Source organism: Escherichia sp. TC-EC600-tetX4 (genome assembly GCF_019356055.1).
In the GTDB taxonomy this organism is placed as follows: Bacteria; Pseudomonadota; Gammaproteobacteria; order Enterobacterales; family Enterobacteriaceae.
The window spans coordinates 351146-371315 of sequence record NZ_CP079924.1 but is presented as its reverse complement, the minus strand read 5'-3'; the positions used below and the strand labels follow the sequence as shown (position 1 = coordinate 371315).

The 20170-nt window shown below is 52.4% G+C and carries 19 protein-coding genes; 5 read left to right on the top strand and 14 right to left on the bottom strand.

What is annotated here, in order from left to right:
* Positions 1 to 217 precede the first annotated feature (217 nt).
* The 12 genes from trpS to hofM all read right to left on the bottom strand — a co-directional run bounded on the left by trpS (position 218) and on the right by hofM (position 10335).
* Entirely contained in the window at positions 218 to 1222 is a 1005-nt protein-coding gene (gene trpS, locus KXD89_RS01670; RefSeq protein ID WP_000165552.1) for a tryptophan--tRNA ligase, read from the bottom strand.
* Positions 1215 to 1973, bottom strand: coding sequence for a phosphoglycolate phosphatase (gph, locus tag KXD89_RS01665; protein WP_001031729.1), 759 nt, complete (start codon positions 1971 to 1973; stop codon positions 1215 to 1217). Before gph ends, trpS begins: the two co-directional genes overlap by 8 nt.
* Positions 1966 to 2643: a ribulose-phosphate 3-epimerase gene (gene rpe / locus KXD89_RS01660; RefSeq protein ID WP_000816280.1), complete on the bottom strand. Its 678-nt coding sequence runs from the start codon at positions 2641 to 2643 to the stop codon at positions 1966 to 1968. Before rpe ends, gph begins: the two co-directional genes overlap by 8 nt.
* 17 nt (positions 2644 to 2660) lie before the next feature.
* A complete protein-coding gene (gene dam, locus KXD89_RS01655; protein ID WP_000742143.1) occupies positions 2661 to 3497 on the bottom strand; it encodes an adenine-specific DNA-methyltransferase in 837 nt (278 codons plus the stop codon).
* A gap of 106 nt (positions 3498 to 3603) precedes the next feature.
* Positions 3604 to 4890, bottom strand: coding sequence for a cell division protein DamX (damX, locus tag KXD89_RS01650; protein WP_000343215.1), 1287 nt, complete (start codon positions 4888 to 4890; stop codon positions 3604 to 3606).
* A 91-nt stretch (positions 4891 to 4981) separates the two neighbouring features.
* Entirely contained in the window at positions 4982 to 6070 is a 1089-nt protein-coding gene (gene aroB / locus KXD89_RS01645) for a 3-dehydroquinate synthase (protein WP_000439848.1), read from the bottom strand.
* A 56-nt stretch (positions 6071 to 6126) separates the two neighbouring features.
* Complete coding sequence (gene aroK, locus KXD89_RS01640; protein WP_000818618.1) at positions 6127 to 6648, bottom strand: shikimate kinase AroK; 522 nt, start codon at positions 6646 to 6648, stop codon at positions 6127 to 6129.
* Between the two features lie 400 nt (positions 6649 to 7048).
* Positions 7049 to 8287: a DNA uptake porin HofQ gene (gene hofQ, locus KXD89_RS01635; protein WP_000815987.1), complete on the bottom strand. Its 1239-nt coding sequence runs from the start codon at positions 8285 to 8287 to the stop codon at positions 7049 to 7051.
* Complete coding sequence (gene hofP, locus KXD89_RS01630; RefSeq protein ID WP_001264141.1) at positions 8199 to 8603, bottom strand: DNA utilization protein HofP; 405 nt, start codon at positions 8601 to 8603, stop codon at positions 8199 to 8201. The genes hofQ and hofP overlap by 89 nt, the downstream gene beginning before the upstream one ends.
* Positions 8593 to 9033: a DNA utilization protein HofO gene (hofO, locus tag KXD89_RS01625; protein WP_001055759.1), complete on the bottom strand. Its 441-nt coding sequence runs from the start codon at positions 9031 to 9033 to the stop codon at positions 8593 to 8595. Before hofO ends, hofP begins: the two co-directional genes overlap by 11 nt.
* Entirely contained in the window at positions 9017 to 9556 is a 540-nt protein-coding gene (hofN, locus tag KXD89_RS01620) for a DNA utilization protein HofN (protein ID WP_001069315.1), read from the bottom strand. Before hofN ends, hofO begins: the two co-directional genes overlap by 17 nt.
* Entirely contained in the window at positions 9556 to 10335 is a 780-nt protein-coding gene (gene hofM, locus KXD89_RS01615; RefSeq protein WP_001295166.1) for a DNA utilization protein HofM, read from the bottom strand. Before hofM ends, hofN begins: the two co-directional genes overlap by 1 nt.
* A gap of 119 nt (positions 10336 to 10454) precedes the next feature.
* Between hofM and mrcA the strand changes: the two genes are divergently transcribed.
* Positions 10455 to 13007: a peptidoglycan glycosyltransferase/peptidoglycan DD-transpeptidase MrcA gene (gene mrcA, locus KXD89_RS01610; protein WP_001336003.1), complete on the top strand. Its 2553-nt coding sequence runs from the start codon at positions 10455 to 10457 to the stop codon at positions 13005 to 13007.
* A gap of 165 nt (positions 13008 to 13172) precedes the next feature.
* Here the strand turns inward: mrcA and nudE are convergent, their stop codons facing one another.
* The gene (gene nudE / locus KXD89_RS01605) at positions 13173 to 13733 is read right to left on the bottom strand and encodes an ADP compounds hydrolase NudE (RefSeq protein WP_000045744.1); all 561 of its coding nucleotides are present in this window, start codon (positions 13731 to 13733) and stop codon (positions 13173 to 13175) included.
* A 319-nt stretch (positions 13734 to 14052) separates the two neighbouring features.
* Here nudE and igaA point away from each other — a divergent pair, with 319 nt between their 5' ends.
* The 4 genes from igaA (at position 14053) to hslO (ending at position 18236) form a co-directional block, all read left to right on the top strand.
* Complete coding sequence (gene igaA, locus KXD89_RS01600) at positions 14053 to 16188, top strand: intracellular growth attenuator protein IgaA (RefSeq protein ID WP_000104533.1); 2136 nt, start codon at positions 14053 to 14055, stop codon at positions 16186 to 16188.
* 64 nt (positions 16189 to 16252) lie between these two features.
* Positions 16253 to 16921 carry a GMP/IMP nucleotidase gene (gene yrfG / locus KXD89_RS01595; RefSeq protein WP_001295168.1) on the top strand — a complete coding sequence of 223 codons (669 nt, stop codon included), beginning with the start codon at positions 16253 to 16255 and terminating at the stop codon, positions 16919 to 16921.
* Between the two features lie 10 nt (positions 16922 to 16931).
* The gene (hslR, locus tag KXD89_RS01590; protein ID WP_000660483.1) at positions 16932 to 17333 is read left to right on the top strand and encodes a ribosome-associated heat shock protein Hsp15; all 402 of its coding nucleotides are present in this window, start codon (positions 16932 to 16934) and stop codon (positions 17331 to 17333) included.
* A 24-nt stretch (positions 17334 to 17357) separates the two neighbouring features.
* Entirely contained in the window at positions 17358 to 18236 is an 879-nt protein-coding gene (hslO, locus tag KXD89_RS01585) for an Hsp33 family molecular chaperone HslO (protein ID WP_001135574.1), read from the top strand.
* Positions 18237 to 18298: 62 nt separating this feature from the next.
* Here hslO and KXD89_RS01580 read toward each other — a convergent pair whose 3' ends face one another.
* Complete coding sequence (locus KXD89_RS01580; RefSeq protein WP_000370879.1) at positions 18299 to 20023, bottom strand: DUF4153 domain-containing protein; 1725 nt, start codon at positions 20021 to 20023, stop codon at positions 18299 to 18301.
* Positions 20024 to 20170: the final 147 nt, after the last annotated feature.

Sequence of the window (20170 nt, the reverse complement as noted above, 5' to 3'; positions counted from 1 at the left end):
AACGGCGAGGCACTTCACATTTTTTCGGATTATTGCAAATGAGGATAAAAAAACCGGGTTTCCCCGGTTTCAGAGTGATGATAAAAGCAAAATTGCCTGATGCGCTACGCTTATCAGGCCTACATTTCCTTGCAATATGTGCATTACTTTGTAGGCCGGATAAGGCGTTCACGCCGCATCCGGCATGAACAAAGCGCAATTTGCCAGCAATAGTGAATTACGGCTTCGCCACAAAACCAATCGCTTCGTACACCGCTTTTAGCGTACGGGAAGCGTGCGCGCTGGCTTTTTCCGCGCCATCTTTCATCACCTGTTGCAGGAAGGCTTCATCGTTGCGGAAACGGTGATAGCGTTCCTGCAATTCAGTCAGCATACCGGAAACGGCATCAGCCACTTCACCTTTCAGATGACCATACATCTTGCCTTCGAACTGTTTTTCCAGTTCTGGGATGCTCTGGCCCGTTACCGCTGAAAGGATATCCAACAGGTTGGAAACGCCCGCTTTGTTCTGCACATCGTAGCGAACTACCGGCGGCTCGTCGGAGTCAGTGACCGCACGTTTGATTTTCTTCACTACCGATTTCGGATCTTCCAGCAGGCCGATAACGTTATTGCGATTATCGTCAGACTTGGACATCTTCTTGGTCGGCTCCAGCAGCGACATTACGCGCGCGCCAGATTTCGGAATAAACGGCTCCGGCACCTTAAAGATCTCGCCATACAGCGCGTTGAAACGCTGGGCAATATCGCGGCTCAGTTCGAGGTGCTGTTTCTGGTCTTCACCCACCGGTACCAGATTAGTTTGATACAGCAGGATGTCCGCTGCCATCAGCACCGGATAGTCAAACAGACCAGCGTTGATGTTCTCGGCATAACGCGCAGATTTATCTTTAAACTGCGTCATGCGACTCAGTTCGCCGAAGTAGGTATAGCAGTTCAGTGCCCAGCCTAACTGTGCATGTTCCGGCACGTGGGACTGAACAAAAATGGTGCTTTTCTCAGGATCGATACCACAAGCCAGATACAAGGCCAGCGTATCCAGCGTCGCTTTACGCAGCTTCTGTGCATCCTGGCGCACGGTGATCGCGTGTTGGTCAACGATACAGTAAATGCAATGGTAGTCATCCTGCATGTTTACCCACTGACGCAGCGCACCCATGTAGTTACCAATGGTCAATTCACCTGAGGGCTGTGCGCCACTAAAAACGATGGGCTTAGTCATTTTTCGATTCCTGATTTTCGCTATGCGGAAGCCCTAATGCGGGCAGAAGGTCATTTATAGACTGATAAATTACATCAGGCTGGCTGAGATCGATAGCCTCGCCGTAGTTATATCCGTAGGTTAAGCCAACTGATGGGCAACCTGCCGCTTTTGCCGCCTGAATATCATTGCGTGAGTCGCCGACAAACAGCATCTGTTGTGGGGCAATTCCCATCCGCTCAGCCACCAGTAACAGCGGGTCCGGATGCGGTTTTTTGTTTTGCACATCATCACCACCAATCACCACGCTGAAGTATTTGGCGATATCTAAGGCTTCGAGCAGCGGCGCGACGAACGGCGTCGGTTTGTTGGTGACCAGGCCTAGCGGCAGGCCTTTAGCCTGCAACGCGCCCAACGTATCGGCAACGTGCGGGAACAAAAACGTCCCCTCTTCGGCAACCTCGCCATAGTAGCGATCGAACAGTTTACGCAGAATACGTACCTGTTCTTCTGCCGGAATGTCGTCATCAACGGGCGGTTTACCCATTGTTTTACGCTGAGTCGCACGTTCCTGACGCGCCCAGGTCAATGCGCGCTCCATCAGAACATCTGCGCCGTTACCAATCCAGGTAATAACGCGTTCTTCACCTGCGACGGGCAACTCCAGCGCATACAGCGCCATATCTACCGCAGCAGCAAGACCAGGAGCACTGTCGACCAGCGTACCATCAAGATCAAAAGCGACGCCGCGAATATCTTCAAACTTATTCATGACTTACCTTTGCCAGTTCACTGCGCATTTCATCAATGACTTTTTTGTAGTCTGGCTGGTCGAAGATTGCCGAACCGGCGACGAACATATCCGCGCCCGCCGCAGCGATTTCGCCAATGTTGTTCACCTTCACGCCACCGTCCACTTCTAGTCGAATGTCAAAGCCAGACTCGTCGATACGGCGACGTACTTCGCGCAGTTTATCCAGTGTTTGAGGAATGAAAGACTGACCGCCGAAACCAGGGTTGACGGACATCAGCAGGATCACATCCAGCTTATCCATCACGTAATCCAGATAGCTCAGAGGTGTCGCCGGGTTAAATACCAGACCCGCTTTACAGCCATTTTCTTTAATCAGTTGCAGCGTGCGGTCAACATGCTCGGAGGCTTCTGGATGAAAGGTAATGATGCTGGCACCAGCGGCAGCGAAATCAGGCACAATGCGATCGACGGGTTTCACCATCAGGTGTACGTCGATAGGGGCGGTAATGCCATAGTTACGCAAGGATTTCAGCACCATTGGCCCAATCGTCAGATTGGGAACATAGTGGTTATCCATGACGTCAAAATGCACGACATCAGCGCCAGCTGCCAGGGCTTTTGCGGTATCTTCACCCAGGCGGGCAAAATCAGCCGACAGAATTGAGGGGGCAATCAAATACTGTTTCATCCGCTTCTCCTTGAGAATTATTTTTTCGCGGGTGAAACGACTCCTGGTTTGTACAAAGCCAGCAGTTCGTCCACCTTTTTACGTGTGCCGCCGTTGCTGCTTATACTGCGTCGAACTTTGACGACATGCAATTTTGCGCGCTGATACCACTCACGCGTTAACATCGTATCGTGATTGGAGATCAGCACTGGAATATGGCGCTCAACCAGACCTTCGGCGATCTCCGCCAGATGCGCTTGTTGTTCAAGCGTAAAACTGTTTGTGTGATACGCCGTAAAGTTGGCGGTCGCAGACAGCGGTGCATAAGGCGGATCGCAATAGACGACGGATGCATCATCTGCGCGCGCCATGCTATCGGCGTAAGACTCACAATAGAAAAAGGCATTCTGCGCTTTTTCAGCGAAGTGATACAACTCTGCTTCCGGGAAATAGGGTTTTTTGTAGCGGCCGAACGGCACGTTAAACTCACCGCGCAGATTGTAACGACACAGGCCGTTGTAACCGTAGCGGTTCAAATATAAAAACAGTACCGCCCGACGGAACGGATCCTGGCTTTTGTTGAACTCTTCGCGGAACTGATAGTAAACCTCGGCGCAATTTGTTTCGGGAACAAACAGCTCGCGTGCGGCCTGTACGTACTCATCAGTACGCATCTTCACAATGTTATAGAGACTGATCAGGTCGCTATTGATATCGGCAAGGATATAACGAGAAAAGTCGGTGTTGAGAAACACCGACCCGGCACCTACAAAAGGCTCAACCAGACATTCGCCCTTGGGCAAATGCCGTTTAATATCATCAAGCAGGGGATACTTGCCCCCTGCCCACTTCAAAAAAGCGCGATTTTTCTTCATGCTGACTAACTAATTACACCTTCTCCGGCTGTGGAGAAAGCTCCGACAGCATCCAGCGCTTCAGGCAACTCCCGCAACGATAAACCATTGCGGGAGATAACCTTGATTACTTCAGATCGGCCTGTACCTGACGCAGCGGTTTCGCCCACGGGTTTTTGGCCTGGACATCTGCTGGCAATGTAGATACCGCTTTTTTCGCCTCTTCTTTCGAAGCGTACACGCCAGAAACCAGGACATACCACGGCTGACCATTACGCGTCGTTTCATAGACAACGTAGTTTTTCAGATTCTCTTTCTTCGCCCAACCGTTCAGGTTGTCGTAGTTAGAGGAACTGCTCAGCTGCAGAGTGTAATGGCTGGACGGTGCCGATTTCAACGAACCAACATTACCTGCGGTCTTCGCCCCAGCAGCGGGTGTTGCTGTGGTTTGCGCCGGGGATGCCGTCTGTACTGGAGCCGTAGTCGCCGTCTCTTTTGGTGCTGGCGTAGAAGTCGCAGCCGGTGCCTTCGTGCTCGCCACAGGGGCAGCTGGTTCAGTACGCTTCGGCGTCTGTGCTACCGGCTTCGGCTCCGTTTTCACGGTTGCTTGCGGTTTTTTCGGTTCAATCACCGCCTGCTGACGAGCTGGGCGCGTAGTGGACGGACGTTCAGCGGTTTGCGTTTTCGCCGTGTCACGCGATGCATTGCCATTGCGAACAGGCGCAACCGTTGCGGGTTCAGTCGGCAACGTGGAATTGACCGCCACATTGTTCAGCTGTTGCTGATTTTGTGGCTGGGTCAGCGCATTGTTCAGGTCACCCTGCACTTCAACACGTTGTTGACCATCCGTTGCCACCGGGGTTTGCCCTTGAGTCGGCGTAGAAGAGATCGGTGGCAGAGAAACATCCTGCTGAGTATTTTCCGCAGACGTGGTTCCCGGCGCTGGCTGCACGCCATTCGCCTGATCGGTCGCATTGCCAGCAAGATCAATACTCTTCTCGCCAGACGCGGTTTGATCGCTGGAAGTGGTCGAGGGGGCTTTTAGCGCAGAACCGATACCGATGATCAACAGCAGTAGAACCAGAATGCCGACGCCCATCATCATATACTGACGAGAAGCGGGTTTACTGGCTGCTTTTTTGCGCTTACGCGGACGACGCTCTACGCGCTCTTCATCCACGGTTTCATCTTCGGATTCGTCAATTTCTTCTTCGATTTCCGGTTCCTCATTGCGCTCTTTTTGCGCACGAGTCGGACGGCGATCGTCAGTGTCATCAAGTTCAATATCATCAAAATTGATCTGCGGTTCGCCACGTTCAGTACGCTCAGAACGTTCAGAAGATTGACGAGAACGACCAGTACGACGATCGCTGGGATCGGGTTTCAGCTCGTCTTCTGGTTTGAATTCATCCATTTAACACCCCACTAAAAGGTTAATGCTTACCACGTTGCAATTAACCTGAAGCTAATAGACCGCTTGATAAGCGGCCTGACCTTTCTTGTTGTTACGCTGATTGACAATCGGCAATGGCGTTAAGAACAAGCTCGTGCGAAACGCCGCTGCGAACTTCACTCTTACCAATTGCCAACGGAAGAATTAAGCGCATCTCTCCCGCAAGGACTTTCTTGTCACGCAGCATATGCGGTAAATACGCCTGCGCGGACATTTCGCGCGGCCCATTGACCGGTAACCCAGCCCGCTTGAGCAGGGTTATAATACGCTGCGTTTCGGCAGAACTAAACTGCCCGAGACGTTCCGACGTCCGCGCCGCCATCACCATACCCGCAGCGACCGCTTCACCATGTAACCAATTGCCATACCCCATTTCAGCTTCAATGGCATGACCAAAGGTGTGTCCCAGATTCAGTAAAGCACGTAACCCGGTTTCGCGCTCGTCGGCGGCGACAACTTCTGCCTTCAGTTCACAACAACGGCGAATACAGTACGCCATTGCCGGACCGTCCAGACGCAACAACGCATCCAGATTCTCTTCCAGCCAGTTAAAAAACGCACCGTCAAGAATAATGCCGTATTTGATGACTTCTGCCAGCCCCGACGCTAACTCACGCGGGGGAAGCGTTTTCAGACAGTCGAGATCCACCACCACTGAAGCAGGTTGGTAGAACGCGCCAATCATGTTTTTACCGAGGGGATGGTTGACCGCAGTTTTGCCGCCAACGGAGGAATCGACCTGCGACAGTAACGTCGTCGGGACTTGAATGAAACGGACACCGCGCTGATAACTCGCCGCCGCGAAGCCGGTCAGATCGCCCACTACGCCGCCGCCAAGCGCCACCAGCGTAGTATCGCGACCATGCGGTTTTTGTAACAACGCCGTAAAGACGGTATCGAGTACAGCCAGGCTTTTATACTGCTCGCCGTCAGGGAGGATAACGCTATCGACGTTAACACCCGCCTGTTCAAGTACGCCGCGGACCTTATCGAGATACAGAGGAGCCAGGGTTTCGTTGGTGACCAACATGACCTGCTCGCCCGATTTCAGCGGTAAGAATGAAGCTGGTTCATTAAACAAACCAGATGCGATGGTAATTGGGTAACTACGTTCCCCGAGAGTAACGACAATCCTCTCCATAACGCGACATCCACCTTAATTACTGTACCCGCAGACGAGTGTATATAAAGCCAGAATTAGTTGCTTTCCAGCATGTGAATAATCTGGTTTGCAACCACTTTAGCGCTTTGATCATCAGTACGAATGGTCACGTCGGCAATCTCTTCATACAGCGGATTGCGTTCATTGGCCAACGCTTCCAGAACTTCACGCGGCGGTGTTTCAACGTGCAGCAACGGGCGTTTTTTATCACGCTGCGTGCGTGCAAGTTGCTTTTCGATGGTCGTTTCAAGATAAACGACAACGCCACGAGCGGAAAGACGGTTACGCGTTTCACGGGATTTCACAGAGCCGCCGCCAGTAGCCAGCACAATACCCTGTTTCTCGGTCAACTCATTGATGACCTTTTCTTCGCGATCGCGGAAGCCTTCTTCGCCTTCTAAATCGAAAACCCAGCCCACATCAGCTCCGGTTCGTTTCTCAATCTCTTGATCGGAATCGTAAAATTCCATATTGAGTTGTTGAGCTAACTGGCGCCCAATAGTGCTTTTTCCGGCACCCATAGGCCCAACCAGAAAGATATTGCGTTTCTCTGCCATTTTTTCGGTACTACTAAGACTATTCGTTAATGATAAACCCGCTTCGCTCAGAGAGCGCCGCAGGACATGAACTGAAACCTCATAAGATATTGCGAGAGTCAGACTGAAAATTATCTCAATACTCCAGCGGGTTTGGCAACTGAATAAATCACCCATCCCTCTGCATATCTGGTCGCTGCAAGCGCGCTGCCTTGCTACCACCGCTCTGGCGATAAATCACCGGGTAAGATTAGCGTAAAAAAGACAGCAAAATGCCGCCTGAATGATAAATCATCATCATGGAACGCAGGCAGCGAAGAGCACCAACTCTCAAATCGGTACTCCTTGTATGCTAAATACCTGCGCGCGTCAAATAGATGAAACACGTTCAGCGTAAAAACATTACCGCTTTTACGGCTGTTTACTCACTGGAAACCAGTCGTGGCGTGATAAACACCACTAACTCGCGTCGTTCATCTTCTTTTCCGTCATGACGAAATAATTGCCCGAACCAGGGAATGTCGCCAAGCAACGGTACGCTATCCTGACCCGATTTATTTTTACGGGTAAAAATGCCGCCCAGCGCCAACGTTTCTCCGCTTTTGACCTCGACCTGCGTTTCGATCTCCTGCTTATCAATCGCCAGCACTTCGCCATCGGCCTGCTGTAGCACCTGCCCCGGAACGTTCTGGCTGATGTGTAATTTCAGCCGGATGCGACCTTTTTGTAACACCGTGGGCGTGACCTCCATCCCCAGGACGGCCTCTTTAAATTCCACCGACGTCGCGCCACTTTCCCCGCTGGAAACCTGATATGGAATTTCGCTCCCCTGTTTAATGCTGGCAGGCTGAAGATGTGAGGCCAGCAGACGCGGACTGGCGATAATATCCAGCTGCTGTTTTTGTTCGAGCGCGGAAAGCTCAAGATCCAGCAAGCGTCCGTTGATGCGCCCAATGTTAAAACCGACATGCGTTGTCGCCGTCGCTACGGAGAGGTCGCTACCAAGCGTGGTGACTTGCCCAACGCCACCAGCGTGTTGCGCATCGGCCAGCGTCCATTTCACGCCTAACTCACGCAAACTTTTTTCATTAATGGTGACAATATGCGCCGACAGCTCAACCTGCCCGACCGGCAGATCCATTTGCGCTACCCACTGTTCAAGCGCGCTTAACGCCGTTTTGTTATCTCGTAGCAAAAGGCGATTGGTGCGTTTATCGACGGTCATACTCCCTTTGGCACTCAGTAGCTTCTCCCCCGCTTTCGCCAGTTCTCCCGCGTCGGCGTATTGCAGGGTTATACTGCGATTTTCCAGCGGCAGATTTGCCTGCGCCCGCGCCTGCTCCGCCTCCTGGCGGGCGATATTGTTATTCTGCCAGGCAATGGAATGCACTGAGAGAATGTTGCCTTCCTGCCGCGTTATCAGTCCGGCGCTTTTCACTACAGTTTGTAGTGCCTGCTTCCAGGGAACATCTGTTAGATGTAACGACACCGTACCGCTGACGTCTGGCGACACGACCAGGTTCAACTTCTCCTGTTCAGCCAGCGCCTGCAACACCTGAGCTACCGGAACGTCATCCACCATCAGCGTCACTTTTTGCGGCTTTGCCGCCTGTACGCCGGGTATCAGCATCAACAGTAGTGCGGCTATCCATTGCTTCATTTGTATCTCCTTGCCGTTGCCACAACCATTGTGGCGGTTCGCAGTTTGTCCCGGTACCCAGCGTTAGTACGTCTGGCGTCAGCTGTAAAATTGTCCAGCCGTTTTCCAGCACATCGTTTTGCTGCACCCGTCGCCATTTCTTTTGCCCGTCTTTTATTACACCGATGATGCGCTCGCCTCGCCCTACCATCCCCTGATAGCGCCACTGGCTAAGTTCGCTAATCCGGCATAGATCTTCCGGCGGTTTAAAAGGGTCACGCATACCGGTTAAAAGGCACAATGCAATACCTGCCAACAACCAGCGTTTAACCCTCATGCGGCGTCTCCAGTTGTAGCGTGAACAAAAGATCATCACCTTCCACGCTTAACGAAAAACGGCTCACGCTGACGTTGCGCTCTGCCAGCCGTGTAAATGCCGACGGCACTGCTTCCCACAGCGTTTTCAACGCCAACTCGCCTCCCTGCGCGGATGGATGCCAGGAAACCAGTTGCGCGCCGGATAACTGAAAATCCAGTGGCGAAAAGGGCAGCGTTTTTTCCTCGCTGAAGGGAGCGGTGTCTACCAGGCGATACAGTGCGGCCCACTGCTGGTGATGACTTGCCCGTAGTCGAATTAATGCGTCGCGCTCTTCATGGTGTGTCGATGACAGAAAAATGAGCGTAACTAACATCAGCAACCAGAATGCCCAGCAAAGCTGGCGGAGGCGGGGTGATGTGGCGAACCACCAGTCAAAGAACATGTTCATCGCTAACCTTCCTTGTTAACTGATACTCAAATTGCCAGCGTCCCTGCGCATCCTGCTGCGTGGCTCCCCGCTGATTGAGATGAAAAGATGCATCCTGGCGGAGTGACGTTTCTAGTGCGTTTAACGCGGTAATGCTTGTTGTCAGCCCCTTGATCTCCAGCGTTCCCTGCTGCCAGCTTATCGTTGTCAGCCAGGCGTGCTCGGGTAAAAGCGCCGCCAGTGCTTCCAGCGCAGATTGCCAGTCGCGGGTAAATTGTCGCTGGCGCTGCCGTTGCGAACGCTGTTCGCGTAACTGCTGTTGCTCCAGCAAACGTGGCTTCGTTATCTGTAAGCTGCGGGCGAGTTGTTGTTCCGCCTGAAGCAAAACTGCGTCTATGCGCGCTTCGGCGCTGCCTGTCAGACGCAGTATTAGCGTTATCCCGACGGCCAGCAGCAGAGGCGCAACGAACATCAGCAACCAGAAACGCAGAAAAGCGGTCCGGCGTTGCTGTCGCCAGGGCAAAAAATTAATTGGCGGGTTCATCAGTACGCCTTCCCAAGCGCCAGCCCCAGCGCGATGGCAAAGTCTCCACCTGGCGGCGGTAGCGGCGGCTGACGAACAGAAACGGCCTCCCAGGGATCAAATCCGCCTTCGCCACATATCGCGACGCTTTCGGGATCAACGGATAACGCTGCCGCCAGCTCCTTCGCGCTAGTCATCCCCACCGCCAGTTTGCGCCCCCAGCTATAGCGCGTCGCCCACAGCCACTGTTCGTTATCACGCCAGGCCAGACATTGCTGATGAGAAGGTAAAAAAGGCAGGAATCGCTGTAATGCACTGGCATCCGGGGTGATCGCGCTCACATGAACACGCAACCTTTCTGCCAGAGTAAGCAGCGTTGCCAGCTCTTTGCTTTGCGCGGCAGTCACGTTATAGGCGGGACTGAGTGAGTCTTCGCTGTAATCGAAGCGCAGGGAGTCCGGATCCATATCCAGCTCGCGGGCCATCGTCCCTGACAGCCAGGCCGTTTGCTCCCGCTCACCAAGGGACATCGACGGGCGCGGAAATGACCGCTGTAATGTGCGACTGGCGGGAAACGCCAACATAATGTGATGACGCTGCGGCAGTTCGCGACTCCACGGTAACAACGTTTTAGCCAGCTGCTGCGCATCAACAATCCGCCCATCTTTGATAATGTCGTTCTCCAGCGGCAACCGCCACCAGCGTTGCAAAAAGCATTCTTTTGCGCCCCGCACGATCGCAACCGCTACCGCTTCTTGCTGTTGTAAATGCAAACCAATTTGCCAGATCTTAAATGCCATTGTGATGATCTCCTTATCACCCGTCACTCTGACGGGTATATCAATGCGTCTGGCTTGCCTTTATACTACCGCGCGTTTGTTTATAAACTGCCCAAATGAAACTAAATGGGAAATTTCCAGTGAAGTTCGTAAAGTATTTTTTGATCCTTGCAGTCTGTTGCATTCTGCTGGGAGCAGGCTCGATTTATGGCCTATACCGCTACATCGAGCCACAACTGCCGGATGTGGCGACATTAAAAGATGTTCGCCTGCAAATTCCGATGCAGATTTACAGCGCCGATGGCGAGCTGATTGCTCAATACGGTGAGAAACGTCGTATTCCGGTTACGTTGGATCAAATCCCACCGGAGATGGTGAAAGCCTTTATCGCGACAGAAGACAGCCGCTTCTACGAGCATCACGGCGTTGACCCGGTGGGGATCTTCCGTGCAGCAAGCGTGGCGCTGTTCTCCGGTCACGCGTCACAAGGGGCAAGTACCATTACCCAGCAGCTGGCGAGAAACTTCTTCCTCAGTCCAGAACGCACGCTGATGCGTAAGATTAAGGAAGTCTTCCTCGCGATTCGCATTGAACAGCTGCTGACGAAAGACGAGATCCTCGAGCTTTATCTGAACAAGATTTACCTTGGTTACCGCGCCTATGGTGTCGGTGCTGCGGCACAAGTCTATTTCGGAAAAACGGTCGACCAACTGACGCTGAACGAAATGGCGGTGATAGCCGGGCTGCCGAAAGCGCCTTCCACCTTCAACCCGCTCTACTCGATGGATCGTGCCGTCGCGCGGCGTAACGTCGTGCTGTCGCGGATGCTGGATGAAGGGTATATCACCCAACAACAGTTCGATCAGACACGCACTGAGGCGATTAACGCTAACTATCACGCGCCGGAGATTGCTTTCTCTGCGCCGTACCTGAGCGAAATGGTGCGCCAGGAGATGTATAACCGTTATGGCGAAAGTGCCTATGAAGACGGTTATCGCATTTACACCACCATCACCCGCAAAGTGCAGCAGGCCGCGCAGCAGGCGGTACGTAATAACGTGCTGGACTACGACATGCGCCACGGCTATCGCGGCCCGGCAAATGTGCTGTGGAAAGTGGGCGAGTCGGCGTGGGATAACAACAAGATTACCGATACGCTGAAGGCGCTGCCAACCTATGGTCCGCTGCTGCCTGCCGCAGTCACCAGCGCCAATCCTCAGCAAGCGACGGCGATGCTGGCGGACGGGTCGACCGTCGCATTGAGTATGGAAGGCGTTCGCTGGGCGCGTCCTTACCGTTCGGATACTCAGCAAGGACCGACGCCGCGTAAAGTGACCGATGTTCTGCAAACGGGTCAGCAAATCTGGGTTCGTCAGGTTGGCGATGCATGGTGGCTGGCACAAGTGCCGGAAGTGAACTCGGCGCTGGTGTCGATCAATCCGCAAAACGGTGCCGTTATGGCGCTGGTCGGTGGCTTTGATTTCAATCAGAGCAAGTTTAACCGCGCCACCCAGGCACTGCGTCAGGTGGGTTCCAACATCAAACCGTTCCTCTACACCGCGGCGATGGATAAAGGTCTGACGCTGGCAAGTATGTTGAACGATGTGCCAATTTCTCGCTGGGATGCAAGTGCCGGTTCTGACTGGCAGCCGAAGAACTCACCACCGCAGTATGCTGGTCCAATTCGCTTACGTCAGGGGCTGGGTCAGTCGAAAAACGTGGTGATGGTACGCGCAATGCGGGCGATGGGCGTCGACTACGCTGCAGAATATCTGCAACGCTTCGGCTTCCCGGCACAAAACATTGTCCACACCGAATCGCTGGCGCTGGGTTCAGCGTCCTTCACCCCAATGCAGGTGGCGCGCGGCTACGCGGTCATGGCGAACGGCGGCTTCCTGGTGGACCCGTGGTTTATCAGCAAAATTGAAAACGATCAGGGCGGCGTGATTTTCGAAGCGAAACCGAAAGTAGCCTGCCCGGAATGCGATATTCCGGTGATTTACGGTGATACGCAGAAATCGAACGTGCTGGAAAATAACGATGTTGAAGATGTCGCTATCTCCCGCGAGCAGCAGAATGTTTCTGTACCAATGCCGCAGCTGGAGCAGGCAAATCAGGCGTTAGTGGCGAAGACTGGCGCGCAGGAGTACGCACCGCACGTCATCAACACTCCGCTGGCATTCCTGATTAAGAGTGCTTTGAACACCAATATCTTTGGTGAGCCAGGCTGGCAGGGTACTGGCTGGCGTGCAGGTCGTGATTTGCAGCGTCGCGATATCGGCGGGAAAACCGGGACCACTAACAGTTCGAAAGATGCGTGGTTCTCGGGTTACGGTCCGGGCGTTGTGACCTCGGTCTGGATTGGCTTTGATGATCACCGTCGTAATCTCGGTCATACAACGGCTTCCGGAGCGATTAAAGATCAGATCTCAGGTTACGAAGGCGGTGCCAAGAGTGCCCAGCCTGCATGGGACGCTTATATGAAAGCCGTTCTTGAAGGTGTGCCGGAGCAGCCGCTGACGCCGCCACCGGGTATTGTGACGGTGAATATCGATCGCAGCACCGGGCAGTTAGCTAATGGTGGCAACAGCCGCGAAGAGTATTTCATCGAAGGTACGCAGCCGACACAACAGGCAGTGCACGAGGTGGGAACGACCATTATCGATAATGGCGAGGCACAGGAATTGTTCTGATTAAAAAGGCGCTTCGGCGCCTTTTCAGTTTGCTGACAAAGTGCACTTGTTTATGCCGGATACGGCGTGAACGCGTTATCCGGCTAACAAAATCGTGAAAACTCAATAAATTGCAGAAACCCCATAAGCCTGATAAACATTGTGCATCAGGCAAACTTCACGCATTTACACTCGCCCCTGCCCTTTCAACCATTCGCGCACGAGGAACAGCGCACTGACATTGCGCGCTTCATTGAAGTCAGGGTCTTCCAGCAAATCCATCATATGCGCCAGCGGCCAGCGCACCTGTGGTAGCGGCTCTGGCTCATCGCCTTCCAGTGATTCCGGGTAGAGATCTTGCGCTACCACGATATTCATTTTGCTGGAAAAGTAAGACGGTGCCATGCTGAGCTTCTTCAAAAAAGTCAGATCGTTCGCTCCAAATCCAACCTCTTCTTTTAGCTCGCGGTTAGCGGCTTCGTAGACGCTTTCACCCGGATCAATTAATCCTTTCGAAAAACCTAATTCGTAGGATTCAGTTCCCACTGCGTATTCGCGGATCAGGATCAGGTGATCGTCCACAATCGGCACAATCATCACTGCTTCCCGGTTGGTTGGACGCATTCGTTCATAAACACGCCGCACGCCATTGCTGAACTCCAGATCCACGCTCTCGACGGTAAACAGTCGGGAACGGGCTACAGTTTCAACATTCAGAATGGTGGGTTTTTGTAATGATTTGCTCATCGTGGGATCTATGCTGTGAAATCAGCGGTTATTGTGCGATATCGGACACGCTTTCGGCAATGTGAATTGCATGTTATTTACATTTATGTAACTTAATAAATAATCGTCCTCAAATCAAATTAAAAGTCAATAGGTTGAAATAACTCCAGGAATTTGCTGATATTCCGCCTTCAGAGGGTTTGCTATGATCAGCGGTTACTGTGATGTGCTTAATGATGCTCAAGTTAAACTCCACGCTTGCCGATAGCCAACCGCAGAATCATGTATTGTGTCCGGTGCGACTGACCACGCCTGACAGACTAAGTAAGATGGGGAAAGCATGAGCACCATTGTGATTTTTTTAGCTGCTTTGCTGGCCTGCTCACTACTTGCGGGATGGCTGATAAAAGTGCGATCCAGACGGCGTCAGCTGCCCTGGACCAACGCCTTCGCGGATGCGCAAACGCGTAAACTCACACCTGAAGAACGTAGCGCCGTTGAAAATTATCTTGAGAGCCTGACGCAGGTATTACAGGTGCCTGGCCCAACGGGAGCCAGCGCGGCACCGATCTCTCTGGCGCTGAATGCCGAAAGCAACAACGTCATGATGCTGACACACGCTATCACGCGTTACGGCATCTCTACCGACGATCCGAATAAATGGCGTTACTACCTCGATTCGGTAGAAGTCCACCTGCCCCCTTTCTGGGAACAGTACATCAACGATGAGAATACCGTTGAACTGATTCATACCGATTCGCTGCCGCTGGTTATTTCACTCAACGGTCATACGCTGCAGGAGTACATGCAGGAAACTCGCAGCTATGCCTTGCAACCTGTTCCGTCAACGCAGGCGTCGATTCGCGGGGAAGAGAGTGAGCAAATCGAGCTACTCAATATTCGCAAAGAAACGCATGAAGAATATGCGCTGAGTCGTCCGCGCGGGCTGCGTGAAGCGTTGCTGATCGTCGCCTCCTTCCTGATGTTCTTTTTCTGCCTGATTACCCCGGATGTATTTGTTCCGTGGCTGGCAGGCGGCGCGTTACTGCTGCTGGGCGCAGGTCTGTGGGGGCTATTCGCGCCCCCGGCAAAATCCTCCCTGCGGGAAATTCATTGTCTGCGCGGTACACCCCGTCGTTGGGGATTGTTTGGCGAAAACGATCAGGAACAGATCAACAATATTTCACTCGGTATTATCGACCTGGTCTATCCCGCACACTGGCAGCCATACATTGCTCAGGATCTCGGTCAACAAACCGATATCGATATCTATCTCGACCGCCATGTAGTGCGTCAGGGACGATATCTTTCGCTGCATGATGAAGTAAAAAACTTTCCGTTACAGCACTGGCTGCGCAGTACGATTATCGCTGCGGGCTCGCTGCTGGTGCTGTTTATGCTGTTATTCTGGATCCCGCTGGATATGCCGCTGAAATTCACTCTCTCATGGATGAAAGGCGCGCAGACCATTGAAGCCACCAGCGTAAAACAACTGGCTGACGCTGGCGTGCGGGTAGGCGATACATTGCGTATTAGCGGTACGGGAATGTGTAATATTCGAACTTCCGGAACCTGGAGCGCGAAAACCAATTCACCTTTTTTACCGTTTGACTGCTCGCAGATCATCTGGAACGACGCCCGCTCATTGCCATTACCAGAATCTGAACTGGTCAACAAAGCGACGGCATTGACTGAAGCAGTTAATCGCCAGCTGCACCCTAAACCGGAAGATGAATCTCGCGTCAGTGCCTCATTACGTTCAGCAATTCAAAAATCCGGCATGGTATTGCTTGATGATTTTGGCGACATTGTACTGAAGACAGCGGATTTATGTTCTGCCAAAGATGACTGTGTGCGACTGAAAAATGCGCTGGTCAATCTCGGCAACAGTAAAGACTGGGACGCGCTGGTAAAACGCGCCAACGCCGGGAAGCTCGATGGCGTGAATGTGTTATTACGCCCGGTGAGTGCGGAATCGCTGGATAACCTGGTGGCAACCTCCACCGCGCCGTTTATCACGCATGAAACGGCGCGAGCGGCACAATCACTAAACAGTCCGGCCCCCGGCGGATTCCTGATTGTCAGCGACGAAGGCAGCGATTTTGTTGATCAGCCCTGGCCTTCGGCATCACTTTACGACTACCCGCCGCAAGAACAGTGGAACGCTTTCCAGAAACTGGCACAAATGCTGATGCATACGCCGTTTAACGCCGAGGGTATCGTCACAAAAATCTTCACTGACGCCAATGGTACGCAGCATATTGGCCTTCATCCGATCCCGGATCGTTCCGGCCTGTGGCGCTATCTCAGCACCACATTGCTGCTACTGACGATGCTGGGTAGCGCCATTTACAATGGCGTACAGGCCTGGCGTCGTTACCAGCGTCATCGCACTCGCATGATGGAGATTCAGGCCTATTATGAAAGCTGCCTGAACCCGCAACTGATCACCCCTTCAGAAAGCCTTATCGAATAACACGTTTGCGCGGCAGGTTATGCTACCCTGTCGCGCAAATTGCTTCACTCTGGAGATTTCCCTCATGCATATCAACATTGCCTGGCAGGACGTAGATACCGTTCTGCTGGATATGGACGGCACGTTGCTCGACCTCGCCTTCGATAACTATTTCTGGCAAAAGCTGGTGCCTGAAACATGGGGCGCGAAAAACGGGGTTACGCCACAGGAAGCGATGGAATATATGCGCCAGCAATATCACGACGTACAGCATACGCTAAACTGGTACTGTCTTGATTACTGGAGTGAGCAACTGGGTCTGGATATCTGTGCGATGACCACCGAGATGGGACCGCGTGCCGTACTGCGTGAAGATACCATTCCGTTTCTTGAGGCACTGAAAGCCAGCGGTAAGCAGCGAATTTTGCTCACCAATGCGCATCCGCACAACCTGGCGGTAAAACTTGAGCATACCGGTCTGGACGCACACCTTGATTTATTACTTTCCACCCACACATTTGGTTATCCGAAAGAGGATCAGCGGTTATGGCATGCGGTGGCCGAAGCTACGGGTCTGAAAGCTGAAAGAACGCTGTTTATTGATGACAGCGAAGCGATTCTCGATGCTGCCGCGCAATTTGGTATTCGTTACTGCCTCGGCGTGACTAATCCTGATTCCGGGATTGCCGAGAAACAGTATCAACGCCATCCGTCACTGAATGACTACCGCCGCCTGATCCCCTCGCTAATGTGAAGGAGACGCCATGAAAGAGAAACCTGCTGTTGAGGTTCGACTGGATAAATGGCTATGGGCTGCCCGTTTTTATAAAACCCGCGCGCTGGCCCGTGAAATGATTGAAGGCGGTAAGGTGCATTACAACGGGCAGCGCAGCAAGCCGAGCAAAATCGTCGAGCTGAATGCCACGCTCACTCTGCGCCAGGGAAATGACGAACGCACGGTGATTGTAAAGGCGATTACTGAACAGCGTCGCCCCGCCAGCGAGGCAGCCTTGCTGTATGAAGAGACTGCGGAAAGTGTAGAGAAACGCGAAAAAATGGCGCTGGCACGTAAACTTAATGCCTTAACCATGCCGCACCCGGACCGACGCCCGGACAAAAAAGAGCGCCGCGACCTGTTACGATTTAAACACGGCGACAGTGAATAACTGTCACCTGCAAGAGAGATGATTATGCCGCAACATGACCAATTACATCGCTATCTGTTTGAAAACTTTGCCGTGCGCGGCGAACTGGTAACCGTTTCGGAAACCCTGCAACAGATCCTTGAGAACCACGATTATCCGCAGCCCGTTAAAAACGTGCTGGCAGAACTGCTGGTTGCGACCAGCCTGTTAACCGCTACGCTGAAGTTTGATGGTGATATCACCGTACAGCTGCAGGGCGACGGTCCGATGAATCTGGCGGTTATTAACGGTAACAATAACCAGCAGATGCGCGGTGTGGCGCGCGTGCAGGGCGAAATTCCAGAAAATGCCGACCTGAAAACGCTGGTCGGCAATGGTTACGTGGTGATCACCATTACCCCGAGCGAAGGCGAACGCTATCAGGGCGTAGTTGGTCTGGAAGGTGATACCCTGGCGGCCTGCCTGGAAGATTACTTTATGCGTTCTGAACAGCTGCCGACGCGCCTGTTTATTCGCACCGGCGACGTAGACGGCAAACCGGCTGCAGGCGGTATGTTGTTGCAGGTAATGCCTGCGCAAAATGCCCAGCAGGACGACTTTGACCACCTGGCGACGCTAACCGAAACCATCAAAACCGAAGAACTGCTGACCTTACCGGCAAACGAAGTGTTGTGGCGTTTGTATCACGAAGAAGAGGTGACGGTTTACGATCCGCAGGATGTGGAGTTCAAATGCACCTGCTCGCGTGAACGTTGCGCCGATGCGCTGAAAACGCTGCCTGATGAAGAAGTTGATAGCATCCTGGCGGAAGATGGCGAAATTGACATGCATTGTGATTACTGCGGTAACCACTATCTGTTCAATGCGATGGATATTGCTGAAATCCGCAACAACGCGTCTCCGGCAGATCCGCAAGTTCATTAATGAGTATGTCCGGCAGAGAGGGCTCTGCCGGATTTTACGACTAATACACCTGATGCGCTTTGTCACTCATTCAGATTCACATTCAGCCTTTCACCATCCACTACAAGATCGCGCCACGCTTTAGGCTTCGTCCCCAGTTTTCCATCCTTCGCAGCTGTGAGTAATTTTTCTTTCGTTATTTCGTTCGGAAGTAAACTCATATCAAGCGCGTCCCATTCTTTTCTGTCTGAGTCAAAGCCATAGACAATGACTCTGTCATCATTAAAAGCAAACAGGATCCGCTCCGCCTGACCATCACTATTCAGATCTTGCTCGACCAGGACGCAGGCGTCTTTTTCAATACAGGTCATCACGTTATAGCGATCCTGGATTAAGGCCGACCAGAATGTCGCATCAGGTTTAACAGAACCAGGGGCAATTAACACATTATCGGCTAATACTTTTTCCGATACCTGTTGCTGAAGATGTTGCTCTCCATCTAACGCCATCAGCAGATCCCGCGCGCGTTTCGGGTCTTTCATAAACCCGGCATCGCTTTTCAGCGACTCAAGCGCAGCACGTCCATAGCGACCGCTCTGCTCGAGCATGTAGATAGTTACCTGGTCTGACGTGTTTTTGCCGCTCTGATAACGCGCCATATGGCTGTTCACGCTAATGCGCATACTGTCCAGCACCGGCGAATTAAGAAGCACCAGTATCACCAACACCAATAACGAAACCGCAAGGTTCACTTTGCCCTGAAGAACAACGGGATTTTGCCCTTTACGCCAGACGATGCTGACAAAATACCCCAGCGACCACACCAGTAACACCAGCACCGCCAGCACGCCCTGCAAGCGGTCGACAGTCCAGCCGTACTGAGCGACCCGCAGCCATAACGCCCAGGCGGCGACGAACACATACAGCGGAGCAACCAGCAAAGCGGTTTTAATCAGGCAACGCAACGGCCCTGTCCAGGGAAGTGACGCTTTTTGCGGATCGCGGACAATAGCCATTAAGATCAATTGCAAAAAGGCCAGCGTCAACAGCAACCCGGCGGCGGAGATGTGGCGAGAAATCGCGCTCAGGCCCGTAAACGGCAGGGTGATGATAAACATCAGGGTTAGCAATGATACTAACGGCAGCAACCCCGTGGCGATTAACGTGAACAACTTTTGAATAGAGTCGATTAAACGTGACTGTGTTCGCGCGAGGATCACCGCCAGCGCGGTAACCAGACCTAACGTGAGATAAATAAACCAGTCGGTTGCAAAAAAGAGCGTATTGAAAAACGTGATGCCAACAAGTTTAAACAACTCACTCCACAGTAAAAGCACCAGCCACGTCAAGCCATTGGCGAGAAAAATCACCAGTAATATAAGTACGTTATGCCATACTGACTGGTAAAAATAGCGATAGCGGCTACTGTCATTGCGGATGCGAAGGCTTTGTTGTATCCACGGTAGCAACAACATTGCCATCAACAGCAGATAGCAACCAAAATCCCAAAGCGCCTTTTCAGCTCTCCAGGGGTTCATGCCATCAGTTTGCCACTTCAGCCAGCCGCTCATCCCCAGCGTGGCAATAAACACTAGCGCCAGCCATCCCCAAAGGCGCTTCTGTTTAAAAGAGATCACGGAGAAGAGTAAAACGGATGAAAACGCGACGGTCGCAGGCACGCCATAAACAATCCAACTGTGATTTTTTCCGGAAAGCCAGGCGATCAGCAGGTAGCAAACCAGACCCTGAAGTAATCCGGTAGCAATCATCCCCCAGCGTGTTGCGGGTGAAAGTTCAACGTTATCCATGTTGGTTATCCAGAATCAAAAGGTGGGTTAATTATCGCATCCGGGCAGTAGTATTTTGCTTTTTTCAGAAAATAATCAAAAAAAGTTAGCGTGGTGAATCGATACTTTACCGGTTGAATTTGCATCAATTTCATTCAGGAATGCGAT

Coding starts and splice junctions, on each gene's coding strand:
- hofM (WP_001295166.1), bottom strand. CDS start 10,335: ATGGCATTTAAGATCTGGCAAATTGGTTTGCATTTACAACAGCAAGAA.
- trpS (WP_000165552.1), bottom strand. CDS start 1,222: ATGACTAAGCCCATCGTTTTTAGTGGCGCACAGCCCTCAGGTGAATTG.
- hslO (WP_001135574.1), top strand. CDS start 17,358: ATGCCGCAACATGACCAATTACATCGCTATCTGTTTGAAAACTTTGCC.
- damX (WP_000343215.1), bottom strand. CDS start 4,890: ATGGATGAATTCAAACCAGAAGACGAGCTGAAACCCGATCCCAGCGAT.
- dam (WP_000742143.1), bottom strand. CDS start 3,497: ATGAAGAAAAATCGCGCTTTTTTGAAGTGGGCAGGGGGCAAGTATCCC.
- hofN (WP_001069315.1), bottom strand. CDS start 9,556: ATGAACCCGCCAATTAATTTTTTGCCCTGGCGACAGCAACGCCGGACC.
- KXD89_RS01580 (WP_000370879.1), bottom strand. CDS start 20,023: ATGGATAACGTTGAACTTTCACCCGCAACACGCTGGGGGATGATTGCT.
- rpe (WP_000816280.1), bottom strand. CDS start 2,643: ATGAAACAGTATTTGATTGCCCCCTCAATTCTGTCGGCTGATTTTGCC.
- yrfG (WP_001295168.1), top strand. CDS start 16,253: ATGCATATCAACATTGCCTGGCAGGACGTAGATACCGTTCTGCTGGAT.
- nudE (WP_000045744.1), bottom strand. CDS start 13,733: ATGAGCAAATCATTACAAAAACCCACCATTCTGAATGTTGAAACTGTA.
- hofQ (WP_000815987.1), bottom strand. CDS start 8,287: ATGAAGCAATGGATAGCCGCACTACTGTTGATGCTGATACCCGGCGTA.
- aroB (WP_000439848.1), bottom strand. CDS start 6,070: ATGGAGAGGATTGTCGTTACTCTCGGGGAACGTAGTTACCCAATTACC.
- hofO (WP_001055759.1), bottom strand. CDS start 9,033: ATGAACATGTTCTTTGACTGGTGGTTCGCCACATCACCCCGCCTCCGC.
- hslR (WP_000660483.1), top strand. CDS start 16,932: ATGAAAGAGAAACCTGCTGTTGAGGTTCGACTGGATAAATGGCTATGG.
- hofP (WP_001264141.1), bottom strand. CDS start 8,603: ATGAGGGTTAAACGCTGGTTGTTGGCAGGTATTGCATTGTGCCTTTTA.
- gph (WP_001031729.1), bottom strand. CDS start 1,973: ATGAATAAGTTTGAAGATATTCGCGGCGTCGCTTTTGATCTTGATGGT.
- aroK (WP_000818618.1), bottom strand. CDS start 6,648: ATGGCAGAGAAACGCAATATCTTTCTGGTTGGGCCTATGGGTGCCGGA.
- igaA (WP_000104533.1), top strand. CDS start 14,053: ATGAGCACCATTGTGATTTTTTTAGCTGCTTTGCTGGCCTGCTCACTA.